15 protein-coding genes are annotated in these 16,093 nt (G+C 72.0%); 2 read left to right on the top strand and 13 right to left on the bottom strand.

All coding sequences use genetic code 11. From position 1 onward, the window contains the following. Window positions 1-190 precede the first annotated feature (190 nt). The 11 genes from kynU to AVL59_RS01835 form a co-directional block, all read right to left on the bottom strand. A complete protein-coding gene (kynU, locus tag AVL59_RS01885; protein WP_067299471.1) occupies window positions 191-1,375 on the bottom strand; it encodes a kynureninase in 1,185 nt (394 codons plus the stop codon). Beyond that, entirely contained in the window at window positions 1,368-2,216 is an 849-nt protein-coding gene (locus AVL59_RS01880; RefSeq protein WP_067299470.1) for a tryptophan 2,3-dioxygenase family protein, read from the bottom strand. Before AVL59_RS01880 ends, kynU begins: the two co-directional genes overlap by 8 nt. Window positions 2,217-2,361: 145 nt before the next feature. Continuing rightward, window positions 2,362-2,775 carry a DUF3151 domain-containing protein gene (locus AVL59_RS01875; protein WP_067299469.1) on the bottom strand — a complete coding sequence of 138 codons (414 nt, stop codon included), beginning with the start codon at window positions 2,773-2,775 and terminating at the stop codon, window positions 2,362-2,364. Window positions 2,776-2,910: 135 nt separating this feature from the next. Next, window positions 2,911-4,365, bottom strand: a complete 1,455-nt coding sequence (locus tag AVL59_RS01870) for an MFS transporter (RefSeq protein ID WP_067299468.1) — start codon at window positions 4,363-4,365, stop codon at window positions 2,911-2,913. A 67-nt stretch (window positions 4,366-4,432) separates the two neighbouring features. Next, complete coding sequence (gene fbaA, locus AVL59_RS01865; RefSeq protein WP_067299467.1) at window positions 4,433-5,455, bottom strand: class II fructose-bisphosphate aldolase; 1,023 nt, start codon at window positions 5,453-5,455, stop codon at window positions 4,433-4,435. 145 nt (window positions 5,456-5,600) lie between these two features. Next, on the bottom strand, window positions 5,601-6,149 hold the full coding sequence (gene pyrE, locus AVL59_RS01860; RefSeq protein ID WP_067299466.1) for an orotate phosphoribosyltransferase: 549 nt from the start codon (window positions 6,147-6,149) through the stop codon (window positions 5,601-5,603). Between the two features lie 10 nt (window positions 6,150-6,159). Further along, complete coding sequence (locus AVL59_RS01855) at window positions 6,160-6,966, bottom strand: aldose epimerase family protein (protein ID WP_067299465.1); 807 nt, start codon at window positions 6,964-6,966, stop codon at window positions 6,160-6,162. 58 nt (window positions 6,967-7,024) lie between these two features. Continuing rightward, window positions 7,025-7,945, bottom strand: coding sequence for an SRPBCC family protein (locus tag AVL59_RS01850; RefSeq protein WP_067316780.1), 921 nt, complete (start codon window positions 7,943-7,945; stop codon window positions 7,025-7,027). 91 nt (window positions 7,946-8,036) lie between these two features. Beyond that, window positions 8,037-9,674 (bottom strand): polyamine aminopropyltransferase, encoded by a 1,638-nt coding sequence (locus AVL59_RS01845; protein ID WP_067299464.1) that lies wholly within the window; start codon window positions 9,672-9,674, stop codon window positions 8,037-8,039. A 108-nt stretch (window positions 9,675-9,782) separates the two neighbouring features. Beyond that, window positions 9,783-10,307 carry a DUF2617 family protein gene (locus AVL59_RS01840; RefSeq protein ID WP_067299463.1) on the bottom strand — a complete coding sequence of 175 codons (525 nt, stop codon included), beginning with the start codon at window positions 10,305-10,307 and terminating at the stop codon, window positions 9,783-9,785. A 322-nt stretch (window positions 10,308-10,629) separates the two neighbouring features. Then, window positions 10,630-10,962 (bottom strand): hypothetical protein, encoded by a 333-nt coding sequence (locus AVL59_RS01835; protein ID WP_208870288.1) that lies wholly within the window; start codon window positions 10,960-10,962, stop codon window positions 10,630-10,632. 139 nt (window positions 10,963-11,101) lie between these two features. Between AVL59_RS01835 and AVL59_RS01830 the strand changes: the two genes are divergently transcribed. Continuing rightward, window positions 11,102-12,286 carry a pyridoxal phosphate-dependent aminotransferase gene (locus tag AVL59_RS01830; protein WP_067299462.1) on the top strand — a complete coding sequence of 395 codons (1,185 nt, stop codon included), beginning with the start codon at window positions 11,102-11,104 and terminating at the stop codon, window positions 12,284-12,286. Window positions 12,287-12,345: 59 nt separating this feature from the next. Here the strand turns inward: AVL59_RS01830 and AVL59_RS01825 are convergent, their stop codons facing one another. After that, window positions 12,346-12,876, bottom strand: coding sequence for a YbjN domain-containing protein (locus tag AVL59_RS01825; protein WP_067299461.1), 531 nt, complete (start codon window positions 12,874-12,876; stop codon window positions 12,346-12,348). Window positions 12,877-13,061: 185 nt separating this feature from the next. Here AVL59_RS01825 and AVL59_RS01820 point away from each other — a divergent pair, with 185 nt between their 5' ends. Continuing rightward, on the top strand, window positions 13,062-13,487 hold the full coding sequence (locus AVL59_RS01820; RefSeq protein WP_159399858.1) for a hypothetical protein: 426 nt from the start codon (window positions 13,062-13,064) through the stop codon (window positions 13,485-13,487). Between the two features lie 3 nt (window positions 13,488-13,490). Here AVL59_RS01820 and clpB read toward each other — a convergent pair whose 3' ends face one another. Next, entirely contained in the window at window positions 13,491-16,088 is a 2,598-nt protein-coding gene (clpB, locus tag AVL59_RS01815) for an ATP-dependent chaperone ClpB (RefSeq protein ID WP_067299459.1), read from the bottom strand. Between the last annotated feature and the right edge of the window lie 5 nt (window positions 16,089-16,093).

The raw sequence follows: 16,093 nt of genomic DNA, 5'->3' as shown, positions 1-16,093 counted from the left end.
GGCGGGAATTCTTCGTCGGCCGTTGGCCGGGACGGTATCAGGCCGGTGACATGCGAGGACATGGGGATGTCACGGAGGGTGAGGGTAAACGGTTCTTCGGAGAGTTCGTACGCGGCCGGGGGCTCCGCGGGGAGAAAGAGAAGGGCAGGGCACCGTCGCGCCCCGCCCCTCCTCACTCCCCCGGGTTCCGCTACCCGAGCACCTCCCCCAGCACCCGGGCCGCTCGTTCCGCGTCGGCGAAACTCACGTACAGCGGGGTGAAGCCGAAGCGGAGGATGTCGGGGTGGCGGAAGTCGCCCACGACCCCCCGGGCTATCAGGCGCTTCATGACCTCGCCCGCGTCGGGGCAGCGCAGGGCGATCTGGCTGCCCCGCTCGCCGTGCGGCTCCGGAGTGACGCAGACGACCCGGCCCGGCTCGGTGTACGCCGTGACGCACTCCAGGAAGAAGTCCGTCAGGGCCAGGGACTTGGCGCGGACCGAGGAGACCGAGACGTCGTCCCAGACGTCCAGGGCCGCTTCCAGCGCCAGCATGGAGAGGATGTCGGGCGTGCCGACGCGGCCGCGCAGGGCGCCCGGTGCCGGGGCGTACGACGGACTCATGCCGAAGGGCTCGGCGTGGGAGTTCCAGCCGGGCAGCGGGGAGTCGAAGCGGCCTTGCAGGTCACGGCGGACATAGAGGTACGCGGGCGAACCGGGACCGCCGTTCAGGTACTTGTAGGTGCAGCCGACCGCCAGATCGACCCCGTGCTCGTCCAGGCCGACCGGCAGCGCGCCCGCGCTGTGGCACAGGTCCCAGACGGCGAGCGCGCCGGCCGCGTGGATCGCCGCGGTGAGCGCGGGCAGATCGTGCAGGCGGCCGCCGCGGTAGTCGACGTGGTTCAGCAGGACCGCCGCCGTGCGGTCGCCGAGTGCCGACGGCACCTCGGCCGGGTCGAGGGCCCGCAGCCTGCGGCCGGTCAGGCGGGCGGCGGACTCGGCGATGTAGCCGTCCGTCGGGAACGTCGTCGCGTCGACCAGGATCTCGTCGCGCTCCTCCCCCGCCATGCGGACCGCGGCCACAAGTGCCTTGAAGACGTTGACGCTTGTGGAGTCGCCCACGACGATCTGGCCCGGTGCGGCGCCCACCAGCGGGGCGATCCGGTCGCCGATCCGCTCGGGGGCCGTCCACCAGCCGCTCTCGTCCCAGGAGCGGATGCGCAGCTCGCCCCACTGTCTGCGGACGACGTCCTCGACGCGGCCGGGCACGTTCGCCGGCAGGGCGCCAAGGGAGTTTCCGTCCAGGTACACCACGTCGTCCAGGACGAAGCGGGAGCGCAGCGGGGCCAGTTCGTCCGCCGCGTCGAGCTTCTCCGCGCGCAACACGAGTTCAGACATGGGACCTCGCCGTCCACAGCTCGGGGAAGACGTTCTTGCGGGCGCGCTTCTCCAGCCAGGCCACGCCGGCCGAGCCGCCCGTGCCCTGCTTGGCACCCATCGCGCGGCGAGTGGCGACCAGGTGGTCGTTGCGCCATCGCCACACCAGCTCGGCGACGTCCGACAACGCCTCGCCGAGACGGACGAGCTCGGTGTTCTGGTCGCCGGAGTAGATCTCCGTCCAGGCCGCCTCCACGGCGTCGGAGGACTCGTGGCGCTGCGCGAGGTCCCGGTGCAGGACGGAGGCCGGGATCGGGTGGCCGCGGCGCGCGAGGAGCCGCAGGACCTCGTCGTACAGGCTCGGCTCGTGCAGGGCCTTCTCCAGTTCCGCGTGGGCGCGCGGGGCACCGCGGTGCGGGACGAGCATGGACGCGGACTTCTCGCCGAGCAGGAACTCCATACGCCGGTACATCGCCGACTGGAAGCCGGAGCCCTCGCCGAGGGCCGAGCGGTAGGAGTTGAACTGCGCCGGGGTCAGCTGGCCGAGCGGCTTCCAGGAGGCGTTCAGGGCCTCCAGCTCCCGTACGGAGCGCTTGAGCGCGGCGATGGCGGTCGGGACGTCGTCGCCGCGCAGCGCCTTCGCGGCGGTCTCCCACTCGTGCACGATCACCGTGAACCACAGCTCCATGACCTGGGTCGTCACCAGGAAGACCATCTCTCCGGGGTCCTCGGAGAGGGTGTGCTGGAGGTGGGTGAGCACGTCCGCCTTGACGTAGTCCTCGTACGGCGTCGTACCCGCGAAGTCGAGATGCGGGGTCTCGGGCTCAGCGGCCTCGGAAAGGGGGTGAGCCTGTTGGGACATCTCTGTCTCCTGTTGTTACTCCGGGTAGCGGTCCGCCCCTGCCGATGCCGGCACGGGGGCCCCGGTCTCCAAGCGGAATCCTCCGCAATCCCCTCGGATACGGCAAGGCCCGTCTGCTGCCAGACGGGCCACACCCGGGCAGCCGCTAGCCGAGCGTCTGGGCCGCCGTCGGCGAGGAGTCCTTCAGGAACTGCGCGCAGCGCTCGTACTCCTCCTGCTCGCCGATCGACTGGGCGGCGCGGGCCAGGGCGTGCAGGGCACGCAGGAAGCCGCGGTTGGGCTCGTGCTCCCAGGGGACCGGGCCGTGGCCCTTCCAGCCGCCTCGGCGCAGGGCGTCCAGACCACGGTGGTAGCCCGTACGGGCGTAGGCGTACGACTCCACGACAGCGCCCCGCTCGAACGCGTCGTCGGCCAGCTGGGCCCAGGCGAGGGAGGAGGTGGGGTACTTGGCGGCGACGTCCGCGGGGGCGGTGCCCTGGGCGAGGAGCTCGCGGGGCTCCGGGTCGTCGGGGAGGTGGGTGGGGGGCGGACCGCCGAGGAGGTTCTCGTGAATCGTCATGGCACCCAGTTTCCCGCACCGGGGCGTACAGAGCCCGCCAGGTCTGCGGCTGCCCGCGGCCGAGCGCCCTGAAGGGGCGCGGGGAACCGCGCGACCAGCCACCGCGGGTCCGCGGGCGAAGACGGTGGGCCGGGGCTACGAACGGCTGCCCCGCTCCAGCGGCGGAGCCGTGACGCAGCCGTGAGTCCTGCATTCCGGGTGCCGGCAGTCCGGGGCCGGCCGCCGGACCAGGGTGAAAGCGATCATCGCCCCCACCACCAGCACCCCCGCACAGATCGGCATCGCCCGGTCGAACGCCGCGTCGAAAGCCGCGGCCGAGCGGTACGCCTCCGGGCCCATCCCCGCCAGCAGGGGCAGCGCGGCCACCGCCACCAGGCTCGCCGCCCGCGCCGCCGCGTTGTTGATGCCGCTGGCCAGGCCCGCCCGGGCGGTGTCGACGGAAGCGAGGACCGTGGCGGTGAGCGGGGCCACCAGGGTGACCATGCCGACGCCCATCATGAGGACGGCCGGGAGGACGTCGGCGAGGTAGTTCGCGTGCTCGCCCACCCGCAGCATCAGCAGCATCGCCGTCGCGCACAGCAGCGGCCCGACGGTCAGCGGCAGCCGCGGCCCCGTACGGTCGGCCAGCGCGCCGGAGCGGGCGGAGAACAGGAGCATCAGGGCGGTCGAGGGCAGCAGGGCCGTACCGGCCTGCAGGGCGGAGTACCCCGCCACCACCTGCAGCTGGAGCGCGGTGAGGAAGAAATAGCCGCCGAAGGCCGCGTACACGCACAGCGTGACCAGGTTGACCGCCGTGAACTGACGCGAGGCGAAGATGTCCGGCGGGAGCATGGGATCGGGACGGTGGTGCTCGACGTAGACGAAGGCGACGGCCGCGGCCACTCCCGCCACCGCGGTCAGCGCCACCGCCACGGAGCCGCCGGGCGCCTCGATCAGCGCGTACGTCAGCAGGGCCAGCGCCAGGGCGCCCAGGACCGCGCCGAGGACGTCGAAGCGGCCGTGGGCACGTTTGTCGGACGACTCCGGGACGTGCCGCAGGGCGATGGGGACGCACAACAGGGCCAGCGGCACGTTGAGCAGGAACACCCAGCGCCAGCCGGGACCGTCCACCAGCCAGCCGCCCAGGAAGGGGCCCACGGCCGCCCCGATCCCGCCGAAGCCGGACCACAGGCCGACCGCCCGGCTGCGGTCGTCCGGATGGAAGGAGGCCTGGATGAGGGCGAGGGAGCCGGGGGTGAGGAGCGCGCCGCCGACGCCCTGGAGGGCCCGGGCGGCGATGAGGATGCCGGGCGTGGGGGCGAGGCCGCAGAGCAGGGACGCGGCCGCGAACCAGACGACCCCGAGCACGAAGATCCTGCGGCGGCCGTAGCGGTCGCCCAGCGAACCGCCCAGCAGGATCAGGCCGGCCAGCGTGACCATGTACGCGTTGACCGTCCACTGGAGGGCGGCGAGGCTCGCGCCGAGGTCGCGGCCGATGGTCGGCAGGGCCACGTTGACGACCGTCGAGTCCAGCAGGGCCATGCTGGAGCCGAGGACCGTGGTGAACAGGATCCACTTGCCCTGGGACGAGGAGATCCGGACATCGGGCATGCACCCAGGTATACAGCGAGCCCGGCGCCTTGCGCAGGCGCCGGGCTCACCGAAGTACCGCCGCGGGTTACTTGATCTTGTTGCCCGCCGAGCGCAGGTTCTTGGTGGCCTCCACGACACGGGCGGCCATGGACCCCTCGGCCAGCTTGCCCCAGGTGCGCGGGTCGTAGGCCTTCTTGTTGCCGACCTCGCCGTCGACCTTCAGGACGCCGTCGTAGTTCTGGAACATGTGGGCGGCGACCGGACGGGTGAAGGCGTACTGGGTGTCCGTGTCCAGGTTCATCTTCACGACGCCGTTCTCCAGCGCGGTCCGGATCTCCTCCTCGGTGGAGCCGGATCCGCCGTGGAAGACGAAGTCGAACGGGGACTGCTTGCCGTACTTGGCGGCGACGCCCTCGTTCAGCTCCTTCAGCAGCTCGGGACGGAGCACGACGTTGCCCGGCTTGTACACGCCGTGCACGTTGCCGAAGGAGGCGGCCAGCAGGTAACGGCCCTTCTCGCCCAGGCCCAGGGCCTCGGCGGTGCGGATCGCGTCCTCGACCGTGGTGTACAGGGAGTCGTTGATCTCGTGGGAGACGCCGTCCTCCTCGCCACCGGTCGGGGTGATCTCCACCTCGAGGATGATGTTGGCGCGGCGGGCCTGCTCGAGCAGCTCCTGCGCGATGGCCAGGTTGTCGGCCAGGGTCTCGGCGGAACCGTCCCACATGTGCGACTGGAACAGCGGGTTGCGGCCGGCCTTGACGCGCTCCTCGGAGATCGCGAGCAGCGGACGTACGTACCCGTCGAGCTTGTCCTTCGGGCAGTGGTCCGTGTGCAGCGCGATGTTGACCGGGTACTTCTCGGCGACGATGTGCGCGAACTCGGCGAGCCCGACCGCGCCGCTCACCATGTCCTTGCTGTACTGGCCGCCCAGGAACTCGGCGCCACCCGTGGAGATCTGGACGATGCCGTCGCTCTCGGCCTCCGCGAAACCGCGCAGGGCGGCGTGCAGGGTCTGGGTCGAGGTGACGTTGATGGCCGGGTAGGCGAACTTGCCTGCCTTCGCCCGGTCGAGCATCTCGTTGTAGACCTCGGGGGTTGCGATGGGCATCTGTCCGCTCCTTGAGTGTGCGGGTTGGCGTTCTGCGTACTACGGCCCTGACCTAGACCTGGGGTGTGACGTCGTCGTCGGCCCCATCTTTCCAGACCCGACCCGATGGTCGGGGCTCCGGTCAAGTCCAGGTCAAAGGCGCGCGTCAGTCCAGACCCAGTTCATCCTTCGAGAAGGCGAACCGGTACGAAACGCCCGCGCCGGCCTCGATCTTCTCGGCCGCGCCGGTGGCCCGGTCCACGATGGTGGCGACGGCGACGACCTCGGCACCGGCCTCGCGCACGGCCTCCACGGCGGTGAGCGGGGAGCCGCCGGTGGTGGAGGTGTCCTCGACGACGAGCACACGCCGGCCCGCGATGTCCGGTCCCTCCACCCGCCGCTGCAGCCCGTGCGCCTTCGCCGCCTTGCGCACGACGAAGGCGTCGAGCTTCCTGCCGCGCGCGGCGGCCGCGTGCAGCATGGCGGCGGCGACCGGGTCGGCGCCCATGGTCAGGCCGCCCACCGCGTCGAAGTCGAGGTCGTCGGTCAGGTCCAGGAGCACCTGGCCGACCAGCGGGGCGGCCTCGCCGTCGAGGGTGATGCGGCGCAGGTCGACGTAGTAGTCGGCCTCCAGACCCGAGGAGAGGGTCACCTTGCCGTGCACCACGGCCTTGTCCTTGATCTGCTGCAGCAGCTCGCCGCGTACGTCCGTCATGCCGACCAGCTTAGATGCGGCGCCAGCTCCAGGTGGTCGCCGCCTCCAGCGGCCGCACCGGCGTGACCAGGCGCGGGAGGGTGTTCAGGCCGTTGGGCGGGCCGGTCTGCGGCTCCACGCAGACGGCCTCGGCCTGCTCGTCGTAGACGACCACCCACTCCTGCCGGCTGGTCACCTTCAGCTCCAGCTGTCCGGGCCAGGTGAGGGTGACGTCGACGCCGCCGGGCATGCCGAAGCAGTCGTCCCAGGGGCCGGGCTCCGGGTCGATGCGGTTGCCGGTGGGCAGGTGGTCGTCGCCGCGCTCCTCCTGCCAGGCCGGTGTGAAGTCCAGCTGTGCGCCCGCGCCGACCGCGCCGTCCTCGCCCGCGAGGGTTCGGTTGAACCAGGGGTGCCAGCCGATCTGCGCCGGGAAGGAGTCGTCGTACGTCTCCACGGACATCGCCAGCGTCAGGCTGTCCTCGGCCAGCGTGACGATCTGGGTGACCCGGCCGGGGTACGGCCAGGGGTCGACCAGTTCGTACGTGATGACCGCCTCGCTCGCCGAGGCGCGGGCGACGCTCCAGGCGCCGTCGCGGGCGGTGCCGTGGATGGCGTGCGGCGGGGAGTTGAGGGGCATCTGGCGGACGGTGGCGCCGTCCAGGAAGCGGCCCTCCCGGATCCGGCCGCACCAGGGCACCATCGGGAAGCAGCCGTAGCGGTCCCCTTGCCTCAGCAGTTCCAGGGAATCGAACTTGAGCCCGCTGATGCGGCCACCGTTGGCTGGGCTGACGCGTACTTCCGCGTCGCCTGCGGTCAGCGTGATGTCTTCGTTACTCACGGGATGACAGTACTGGGGCGATCAAGACGGCGTTCGCCGGACGAACGGCGCGCGGGGCCTAGCGGCGTCGACGCAGGGCACGGCCCACGACGATCGCCGAGGCCAGGGCGAGGGCGGCGGCCGGGGCCGCCCAGCGCAGGGCCGGGCCCGCGGTGGCGGTCTGGGGGGCCGGGACGGGGGCGTAGCGGCCGCGCGGCGGAGCGTGGTCGACCTCCTCCGCACTGCGGCCGATCATCGTCCGGCGGGCGTGCGCGGCCTCGGCGGGCGGCTCGCCCGTGTCGGCGAAGTCCTCGGCGAAGCGTTCGTCGGAGAGGCGGTCGTCGGAGAGGCGGTCGTCGGAGAGGCGGTCGTCGGAGAGGCGGTCGTCGGAGAGGCGGTCGTCGGAAAGGCCGTCGCCGGAGAGGCGGTCGGCCGCGGCGGCGGTGCATCCGGCCGCGGTGTCGTCGTCCGCGTCGGGGGCCAGGGACGACGGGGGGACCTCGGTGTCGAAGACGGAGGTGTGCTCGGCTTCCGGCACGGACCCGGACTCGGCGGCCGGCTTCTCCGGGCTCTGCGGTCCGGGGCTCTCCGCCAAGGCCTCCACCCAGCGGGTCAGCAGCCGGGTCAGTGCCGAACCGACCGCGTCCTGGGGGAGTTCCGCGATGCGTCCGTCCGCGTCCGCCGTTCCCTCGACCGTGACCGTCGTGCCGTCCTCGGTGTCCGCGAGGCGCACGGTGAGCGCCAGTTCGACGCCGCCGGTGCCGCGGGCCTCGGTGGCATCGCCCTCGACGCTGTACGTGCCGTCCGCGCGGGGCGTGATGCGCAGGGCGCCGCGGTAGGTGACGGAGTGGCCGCCGACCCGCAGTTTCAGGCGTCCGGCGACGGGCTCGGCACCGGCGTCCTGCTGGAGGCCGGGAACCGCCCTTGCCACCCGGGCGGGGTCGGCGAGGGCCGCCCTCAGCCGGTCGGGCGGAACCGGGACGAAGACCTGGTGCTCCATGTCGGCTGAGCCTACCCAGTAGTGGCCGGAACGTACCCTCCCCAGCAGCGGCCGCCTCACCGGCGCGCTCCTCGGTACCGTTCGGCACCGTTCAGTACCGCGGATGCACCAGCGTCGAAGCCCGCAGCCCTGCGACCCTCGTCCGCGCCGCCGCCCGTGCGGCGGCGGCCAGGTCGGCCCGGGTCAGGGTGCGCGGGTGTGCGTCCCGCGGGTCCAGGGTCAGGCGGGGAGCAGAGGGGTCCGGGGCCGCCAGGAGGAAACCCCAGTCGCGTGGGGCCCTGGACGCGCCCGCCGAGCGGTCGGGACCGGCCGGGAAGCCGGAGTCATGGCCCAGGACCCGGTAGGGGGCCGTGGCGAAGCCGGCCGCGCGGAGGGTCGCGGCCACCGTCCAGAAGACGCGGGGGCGGGTGGCGACGGGTCCGGCGTGCACCACCAGGCGGCCGCCGGGGGCGAGGACGCGGCGGGCCAGGCCGTAGAACTCCTGGGAGTACAGCTTGGTGCTGGCCGTGATGCCGGGGTCGGGCAGGTCCGCGATCACGACGTCGTACGCCGCCTCGGGCGCCCCGCGCAGCCAGGTGAGCGCGTCGGCGGTCGTGACGCGGACGCGGGGATCGTCGTACGCGTGACCGTTGAGGGCGGTCAGGCCGGGGTCGTGGCGGGCCAGGCCCACCAGGCCGGCGTCGAGCTCGACGACGTCGACGCGGTGCACGCCCCGGTGGCGCAGGACCTCGCGGGCACCCAGGCCGTCGCCGCCGCCGAGGATGAGCACGCGCGCGTGCGGGCCGGTCATCGCGGGGGCGACCAGGGCCTCGTGGTAGCGGCGCTCGTCGCGGCCCCCGACCCGCAGCCGGCCGTCCAGGAAGAGGTCGAGGGGACGGCCGTGGGTGCCGCCGGTGAGGACCACCTCCTGCACATCGGTCTGCAGCGCGACCCGGACGTCCCTGCCGTACACCGCACGCCGGGCCGCCCGTTCGAAGTCGTCGGCGAGGGCGACCGCGGAGGCGAGGACGCCGAGGACGACGAGGCCGGCGACGAGCAGCGTCCAGCGGGCGCGGTGGGTCAGGTCGCGGTGGAACAGACCGAGGACCAGGGCGCCCCCTGCGACGACGTTGACCGTGCCGGTGAGCAGGGCGCCCGTCAACTGGCCCAGGAACGGCAGGAGAAGGAAGGGGAAGGCCAGGCCGCCGACCAGCGCGCCCACGTAGTCCGCCGCGAACAGGTCGGCGACCGCGCCGCCCGCGTCCTGACGGCGGATGCGCTGGATCAGCTCCATCAGCAGGGGGACTTCGGCGCCGATGAGCAGGCCGATGGCGAGGGAGAAGGCGACCAGCAGGCAGCGCGGTCCGGCCGCCCACATCCCGCCCCAGCCGCCGGTCCAGGCGAAGACGGCGTACAGCGCCATCGCGCTGCACCCGCCGACCAGCGCCAGGACGGTCTCGATCGCGCCGAAGCCGACGGCCGCGTGCCAGCGCAGCCGCTTGGCGGCGAGCGAGCCGATGCCCATCGCGAAGACCATGACGGACAGCACGACAGAGGCCTGGGTGACCGAGTCGCCGATCAAGTACGAGGCGAACGCGACGAGTTCGAGTTCGTACACGAGTCCGCAGGCCGCGCAGACGAAGACGCACACGAGGACCAGGAACCGGCCGGTGCCGGGCCGGACGGGCAGCCGAGCGGGGCCGGTCCAGGGCGAGGCACCCGGGCGCGGGGGGGCGTGCGGTTCGATCACGTTGCGACGTTACGTCACAGGCTCGGTACGCTTCGTCACCCACACGTGTGGAACTGCGGGCAGTTGTCGTAGCGGGGTTTATGTCGTCCGGGAGGCTTGCGGCACGCCTCAGTCCGTCTGGGCCGCGGACACCCGCTGCCCGACGCGCGTCCGTGTCGCCACCAACTGCCCGTCCTGCGGGTAGGCGTGCCAGGTGCGCCAGTGCACCTGGCCCTCGTGCCGCTGGGCGAGCATCGCGGTGAAGGCGTGCGGACTGCCGGGGAAGACACCGGCGAGACCGTGCGGGTGGTCGGAGACGAGGGCCAGCAACTCCTGGGCGCGGCCCGCGAACGAGCCCGGTGTCAGCACCTCGACGCGCGCCGCGAACTCGTACTCCCAGTCGCCGACCCGCTTGGCCACGCCCAGCGGAAGAGGGGTGCTGGATCCGGGGATGCACGCGACCGTCTCCGAGCAGCTGCCCCGCTCCTCCTCCAGCAGTACCTGGTGGGATGCGCCGAGCAGTCTCAACTGCAGCTTCGCGCCCGTCAGTTCCAGATCGAGGGCGGCCAGGGCGGGCAGCGGCTCGCGCCCGAGCGCCCAGGCGAGGTCGGCAGCGCGCGTATCGGTGTAGGAGGTGTTCAGGGTCGTGAGCATGGATCGGCTCCGCTAACACGCAAAGATGGGGGGAGTTCGGCCATGTCAGCCCGATCAGCCCAGCCTGCCCGGCCGGGGAGGGGAGTCTGCGGGACGTCCGAGGGGCTGCGTAGGTGTTTTAGAGGGAATCATGGACAGTGGCGCCACCACAGCGTTTTTACCCAACTTCGTGGGCTTTCCATCCCTCAGAGGGCTACACAGCTCAACTGTTCAACTATGGCGTACGCCGGGCGCACGCCGCGAGCGGGATCGCGACGGCCGGGCGCCCGCCGGATGTGCTGCCCGGCGGGCGCCCGAGAGCGGGAAGCTCAGCTGCCCCGTGTCAGCTGCCTCCACCGCATCCGCCCCCGCCGCCGCAGGAGGAACCCCCGCCGCACGACGAGTGGCCGCCGCACGAGTGGCCGCCCCCGCAGGAGTGATGGCCGCCCGAGTGGTGGCCACCGGAGTGGTGGCCGCCGGACGACGAACCGCCGCCCCCGTCGCCGGCCCACCAGCTGCCGCCCCCGCTGGTCGAGGACGAGCCGTACGCCCGGTTCCCCCCGCGGCGCTTGCCGAGCGACGGCCCGGCATGCCGCCTGCGACGGATCTTGCTCACCACGGTCAGCACAACCACGGCCGCCGCCAGCATGATGAGTTCGATCATGTTGTCGCTCATGGCGTCACGCTCCTTCCGTTCCCCCGAAGCGGCCCCGTGGACGCCTCGTCCCTCGCCGCCTGTCGTGCGGTGACGGGGGGATGCCCGGCCGTTCCGTGCCTCAAAGCCGAGTTGAGGAACTCCAGAGCTTGGGCGCAGGATGACGGGCATGACCTCCAGCGCGCGCCCGCACCTCAACCGCCGCCTCGCCGAGTTCGGGACGACGATCTTCGCCGAGATGTCCGCCCTCGCCGTGTCGACCGGGTCGATCAACCTGGGCCAGGGCTTCCCGGACACCGACGGCCCCGAGGAAGTCCGGGAGGCGGCCGTGCGCGCGCTGCGCGACGGGCGCGGCAACCAGTACCCGCCGGGTCCGGGCATCCCGGAGCTGCGCACCGCGATCGCCGCGCACCAGTTGCGCCGCTACGGGCTGTCGTACGACCCCGACACCGAGGTGCTGGTCACGGCCGGCGCCACGGAGGCCATCGCGGCCTCCCTGCTGGCCCTCCTGGAGCCGGATGACGAGGTCGTGGCCCTGGAGCCGTACTACGACTCCTACGCGGCGAGCATCGCGATGGCGGGCGGCAGGCGGGTGCCGGTGACCCTGCGTCCGGACGACGGCGGCTTCCGGCTGGACCTGGACGAGCTGCGCGCGGCGGTCACCGACCGCACCCGGCTGCTGCTGATCAACACCCCGCACAACCCCACGGGCACGGTCCTCACCCGCGCGGAGCTGGCCGCGATCGCCGAGCTGGCGGTGGAGCGGGATCTGCTGGTGGTGACGGACGAGGTCTACGAGCACCTGGTCTTCGACGACGCCGAGCACCTGCCGCTGGCCACGTTCCCCGGGATGCGGGAGCGCACGGTCACGATCGGCTCGGCCGGCAAGACCTTCTCCTTCACCGGCTGGAAGGTCGGCTGGGTGACGGCCGCGCCCGAGCTGGTGAGCGCCGTGCGCGCGGTGAAGCAGTTCCTCACCTTCGTCTCCGCGGGGCCCTTCCAGTACGCGGTGGCCGAGGCTCTCGCGCTGCCCGACGCCTACTTCGACGGGTTCCGCCGGGACATGCGCGTGCGCCGGGACATCCTCGCCCAGGGGCTCACCGAGGCGGGCTTCGAGGTCTTCCGGACGGCGGGCACCTACTTCATCACGACCGACATCCGCCCCCTCGGCGAGAAGGACGGCTTCGCCTTCTGCCGCGCCCTGCCGGAGCGGGCGGGCGTGGTGGCCGTCCCCAACGCGGTCTTCTACGACGACCGGGAGGCCGGAGCGCCGTTCGTGCGGTTCGCCTTCTGCAAGCGCGAGGAGGTGCTGCGGGAGGCGGCACAGCGGCTGCGGAGCATGTGAGTCCGGCTGCGATCCGGGGGCGGCGGCCCCCGGACCTCAGCTGTGGCAGGGGGCCGGGATCACTCCTCGTCGCCGCCCGGCTCCTCCGCGTCGTTGACGTCCTCCTCCAGGCCCAGCTGCTCCACCAGCCACCGGTCGAACTCGATCGCGGCCCGCACCCAGCTGACCGTGGAGGAGACGAAGTGGTTGATGTCGACACCGGTGCCGATCAGCATCTGGGCTTCGCCGATGAGGCGGACGGTGCCGTCGTCATGGGTGTGGGTGTAGACCTTGGGCCACAGGGTGCGGCGGTTCCAGTCGTCGATGGACTCCAGCAGCTGCGGCTTCTCGTCGATCTTGTGGGGGCGGTCGTAGAAGGTCCGCACCGAGAAGACCGACTGTTCGGCCTCCCCGCGGAACATGAAGTACGTGCGGAACTGCTCCCACGGCGCCGCGAGGTCACCCTCCTCGTCGACGACGTACTTCAGCTCCATCTGGTCGAGGAGCTGCTTCACGAGGTCCTGATCCGGGACGACGGGGCCGGCCGGTCCCTGGGGATCGGGTTCGGGCTGGCCCCCGAAGTTCGGAATCGAGGACGGGTCGATGCTCACCGTGATTTTCCCTTCATGCGGATTCCGTCATCCTCCCCCATGCGGGGAGGGGGGTGGCAAGCCCCGCCGGGACCTGTCAGCCGTCGGCTGACAGGATCCGTCTGGTCGGGTGGAGGGCCGGGGCGCGCAGGGGGGTCGGTATGGCGGGGTGGGGGCGGAAAAGACGGGTTCTCGTCGCGGTGATCGTGGCGGTTCCGGCCCTGGTCCTGGTGTGGCTGGGCGTGGAGGTGGTGACGTTCGCGATCTCGTTCTCCGAGATGGGCAGCCCGCAGAAGGCGCCCTGCGCCGAGGCGCTCGCCTTCGGTGGGGCGAAGCTGCCGAAGGAGGCGCATGCCGCGCACTGCACCGTGGAGACCTGGCTGGACACCTCCTACGACGCCTCGTTCCGGATGCCGCGGGAGGGCGTGCGCGACTGGCTGCGGGCCGCCTATCCGCACGCGCCCGAGACCGACACGGAGTACTGCGACGACGGAGTGGATCTCTGTCTGCGGCTGAACGGCGAGGGCGAGCACGCACCCCCGGCCGGGGCCGAGGCGGACGCGGTGCTCGTGGATGTGACGTACGAGGGCCCCGACCGGGCCCTCGTACGGTTCATGGCGTTCACCGTGTGAGCGTCACAGTGTCTTCCCGGTCGCCGGGCCCACGATCAGGCCCTCGCCGAAGCGGTCCACCCGGACCGTGTCGCCGTCCTTGATCTCGCCGGAGAGGATCTCCTTGGCGAGGCGGTCGCCGATGGCGGTCTGCACCAGGCGGCGCAGCGGGCGGGCGCCGTAGGCCGGGTCGTTGCCCTCGTCGGCGAGCCAGGTCAGCGCCTCGGGCGTGATCTCCAGGGTGAGCCGGCGTTCGGCCAGCCGCCTGGCGAGCCGGTCGATCTGGAGCTGGGCGATCCGGGCCAGCTCGTCCTTGGCCAGCGCCGAGAAGACCACCAGGTCGTCGAGCCGGTTGAGGAACTCGGGCTTGAAGGAGGCCCGGACCACCTCCAGGACCTGCTCCTTCTTCTCGTGCTCGCTGGTCAGCGGCTCCACCAGGTACTGGCTGCCCAGGTTGGAGGTGAGCACCAGGATGGTGTTGCGGAAGTCGACCGTGCGTCCCTGGCCGTCCGTCAGGCGTCCGTCGTCCAGCACCTGGAGCAGGATGTCGAAGACCTCGGGGTGGGCCTTCTCCACCTCGTCCAGCAGCACCACGCTGTACGGGCGCCGCCGCACCGCCTCGGTGAGCTGTCCGCCCTCCTCGTAGCCGACGTAGCCGGGAGGCGCGCCGACCAGCCGGGCCACGCTGTGCTTCTCGCTGTACTCCGACATGTCGATGCGGACCATGGCCCGCTCGTCGTCGAAGAGGAAGTCGGCGAGCGCCTTGGCGAGTTCGGTCTTGCCGACGCCCGTCGGGCCGAGGAAGAGGAAGGAGCCGGTGGGCCGGTCGGGGTCGGCGATCCCGGCACGCGACCGCCGTACGGCATCGCTCACCGCCCGTACGGCCTCGCCCTGCCCGATGAGCCGCTTGCCGAGCTCATCCTCCATGCGCAGCAGCTTCTGCGTCTCGCCCTCCAGGAGGCGCCCGGCGGGGATGCCGGTCCAGGCGGCGACGACGTCGGCGATGTCGTCGGAGCCCACCTCGTCCTTGACCATGGTGTCCTTGGCGACCTCCTCCTCGGCCTCGGAGGCGGCCTCCAGCTCCTTCTCCAGCTGCGGGATCTCGCCGTAGAGCAGCTTGGCCGCGGTGTCGAAGTCGCCGTCGCGCTGGGCGCGTTCGGCCGTACCGCGCAGCTCGTCCAGCTTCTCCTTCAGCTCGCCGACCCGGTTGAGGGACTGCTTCTCCTTCTCCCAGCGGGCGGTCAGGCCCCGCAGCTCCTCCTCCTTGTCGGCGAGGTCGCGGCGCAGCTTGTCCAGGCGTTCGACGGAGGCCGGGTCGGTCTCCTTGGCGATCGCCAGCTCCTCCATCTTCAACCGGTCGACGGAGCGCTGGAGTTCGTCGATCTCGACGGGCGAGGAGTCGATCTCCATGCGGAGGCGGGAGGCCGCCTCGTCGACCAGGTCGATGGCCTTGTCGGGCAGGAAGCGGGAGGTGATGTAGCGGTCGGAGAGGGTCGCGGCCGCGACCAGCGCGCTGTCCGCGATCTGCACCTTGTGGTGGGCCTCGTAGCGGCCCTTGAGTCCGCGCAGGATGGCGATGGTGTCCTCGACGGTCGGCTCGGCGACCAGCACCTGCTGGAAGCGGCGCTCCAGGGCGGGGTCCTTCTCGATCCGCTCCCGGTACTCGTCCAGGGTGGTCGCGCCGACCATGCGCAGCTCGCCGCGGGCCAGCATCGGCTTGAGCATGTTGCCGGCGTCCATGGCGGAGTCCCCGCCGGCGCCCGCGCCCACGACGGTGTGCAGCTCGTCGATGAAGGTGATGATCTGCCCGTCGGAGTCCTTGATCTCGGCGAGCACGGACTTCAGCCGCTCCTCGAACTCGCCGCGGTACTTGGCGCCGGCCACCATCGCGCCGAGGTCGAGCGAGACGAGCCGCTTGTCCTTCAGGGACTCGGGCACGTCGCCCTTCACGATCCGCTGGGCGAGCCCTTCGACGACGGCGGTCTTGCCGACGCCGGGCTCACCGATGAGGACCGGGTTGTTCTTCGTACGGCGGGAGAGGACCTGGACGACCCGCCGGATCTCCTGGTCCCGCCCGATCACGGGGTCCAGGCGGCCCTCGCGGGCGGCGGCGGTGAAGTCGGTACCGAACTTCTCCAGGGCCTTGTACTGGCCCTCGGGGTCGGCGGTGGTCACACGGCGCCCTCCCCTGGCCTTCCGGAAGGCCTCCTGGAGCTTCTTCGCGTCGGCGCCCTGCTTGCGGAGCACCTCACCGGCCGCGCCGCCCTTCGCGGCGATGCCGGTCAGCAGGTGTTCGGTGGACAGGTACTCGTCACCGAGGGCCTTCGCCCGTTCGTTCGCGTCGGCGAGCACGGCGAGCAGCTCGCGGTTGGGCTGCGGGGGCGCCACGGTGGAGCCGGTCACGCTGGGCAGCCCGGCCAGCACCCGCTCGGCGCCCGATCGTACGGCGGCCTGGTCGGCCTCCACGGCCGCCAGCAGATCGGTGATGTTCTCGTTCTCCTGCCCCGCGAGCAGCGCGAGCAGCAGGTGGGCGGGGGTGAGGTCGGGATGCCCCCCGGTCACGGCACGGCTACTGGCCGCATTGATCGCTTCCCGGCTCCTGTTGGTCAGCTCGGCGTCCACGTTCG

The sequence above is a fragment of the Streptomyces griseochromogenes genome (assembly GCF_001542625.1).
Classification (GTDB): Bacteria; Actinomycetota; Actinomycetes; order Streptomycetales; family Streptomycetaceae; genus Streptomyces; species Streptomyces griseochromogenes.
The sequence above is the reverse complement of the archived record's forward strand: the minus strand, read 5'-3'. Positions and strand labels throughout refer to the sequence as shown.

Coding starts and splice junctions, on each gene's coding strand:
- AVL59_RS01835 (WP_208870288.1), bottom strand. CDS start 10,962: ATGAGCGACAACATGATCGAACTCATCATGCTGGCGGCGGCCGTGGTT.
- fbaA (WP_067299467.1), bottom strand. CDS start 5,455: ATGCCCATCGCAACCCCCGAGGTCTACAACGAGATGCTCGACCGGGCG.
- AVL59_RS01830 (WP_067299462.1), top strand. CDS start 11,102: ATGACGGGCATGACCTCCAGCGCGCGCCCGCACCTCAACCGCCGCCTC.
- kynU (WP_067299471.1), bottom strand. CDS start 1,375: ATGTCTGAACTCGTGTTGCGCGCGGAGAAGCTCGACGCGGCGGACGAA.
- AVL59_RS01875 (WP_067299469.1), bottom strand. CDS start 2,775: ATGACGATTCACGAGAACCTCCTCGGCGGTCCGCCCCCCACCCACCTC.
- AVL59_RS01850 (WP_067316780.1), bottom strand. CDS start 7,945: ATGGAGCACCAGGTCTTCGTCCCGGTTCCGCCCGACCGGCTGAGGGCG.
- AVL59_RS01870 (WP_067299468.1), bottom strand. CDS start 4,365: ATGCCCGATGTCCGGATCTCCTCGTCCCAGGGCAAGTGGATCCTGTTC.
- AVL59_RS01880 (WP_067299470.1), bottom strand. CDS start 2,216: ATGTCCCAACAGGCTCACCCCCTTTCCGAGGCCGCTGAGCCCGAGACC.
- AVL59_RS01840 (WP_067299463.1), bottom strand. CDS start 10,307: ATGCTCACGACCCTGAACACCTCCTACACCGATACGCGCGCTGCCGAC.
- pyrE (WP_067299466.1), bottom strand. CDS start 6,149: ATGACGGACGTACGCGGCGAGCTGCTGCAGCAGATCAAGGACAAGGCC.